Raw genomic sequence first — 1,209 nt, 5'->3', positions numbered from 1 at the left:
CATTTCGATTTCTATGATATAACCAAATCTTTTTGATAAAAGGTTTGGTTTTTTATTACCGCAAAAACCCGATGGATTATTTTATTTCTAACAGCATTTATCACACTCATTTTATTTTTGCCTTCAGCTGTTTTTCGTAAGTAGTAAGCCCCAAGGTCATTTTCGCGCCTTACTGCGCTTAAGGCGGCCATATGTAATGTAGTTTTGATTGTTTTATCAGCTAGGTTAGACACTCTGGGTTTTCTCTTAATTGAAGTTCCTGATTGATAATCAAACGGGACTACTCCGGAATAACAAGCCATCTTTCTCGGGTCTGTTATACTTGTAAAACCTTCTGTCTTTGAGATTAGCATCCACGCTAATACTTTTCCTACCCCCGGAACAGAGGTTATAAAACTTTTTTGTTGGTTAAGTTCGCTATCTGACACGATAATTAATTCAATTTCTTTCTCAATAGCTTTTATTTGAGCCTCAACATTTTTTATCAATTTTTCATTAAGATTAATTAATTTCTTGTCTAAGCCTATATCTTTCATGAGACGATAGTCATGCTTTTGAGCTTTCAACTGTCTTTTTAGCTTTGATCTTGATGCTCTTTCAGTTAAAAGAATTTTTATTTTTTTAATTGATTTTTTACATGGAATCCATTGTTTACATTCTTCCATGTTTTTCTCAATAAAGCAACAAATACGAAAGGCATCTACTATATCATTCTTGCCCCTGGATAAACCTATACTTCTTTTAAGATGTAATGGGGAGAGCAGATATATCTGAAAATTAAAAGACTCTAATACGTTTAAAAGCTCCCAGTTATAACGCCCGGTGTTCTCCATGGCTACAACGACATTGTTCTCTGGTAAATGCTTAAAGAAGGCTCCTATAGCTTTCTTGTTATTGTCAATAGTAAAATGGTTAAACTCCTCTTTTTCCTTAATACATAGATCTAAAGTCTTTTGGCTAATGTCAATACCAACAATAATGTTTTTCATAAATTTGTCTTTCAAGTATTAAATTTGAATTGAGAAATCCATCATAAACTCAAGTCCTTAATAATGGGCCGTGAACCCTAATTTCTATATGAGTCTTTGATGAAGGGAAGCAGAAGTCTTAATCGAAATATGGGCATAAAAACCCAGACCGCAGCATAGTTTACTTTTGCTTCCTTCTCATTCATAAATTTAAGATTTATCTAAAAACAAATCTAAAGGA

General features: G+C 33.0%; 1 protein-coding gene. It reads right to left on the bottom strand.

Annotated elements, in window-relative coordinates; genetic code table 11:
- Positions 1 to 11: 11 nt before the first annotated feature.
- Entirely contained in the window at positions 12 to 989 is a 978-nt protein-coding gene (locus DEU42_RS17325; protein WP_114759587.1) for an IS110 family transposase, read from the bottom strand.
- Positions 990 to 1,209 lie beyond the last annotated feature (220 nt).

It is taken from the genome of Flavobacterium sp. AG291, assembly GCF_003350375.1.
Lineage (GTDB): Bacteria > Bacteroidota > Bacteroidia > Flavobacteriales > Flavobacteriaceae > Flavobacterium > Flavobacterium suzhouense.
Note: the sequence above shows the minus strand (reverse complement) of the source record. Positions and strands in the feature narration are given on the sequence as shown.

Bases quoted from the DNA above. Each gene is read 5' to 3' on its own strand.
- DEU42_RS17325 (WP_114759587.1), bottom strand. From the start codon at position 989: ATGAAAAACATTATTGTTGGTATTGACATTAGCCAAAAGACTTTAGAT.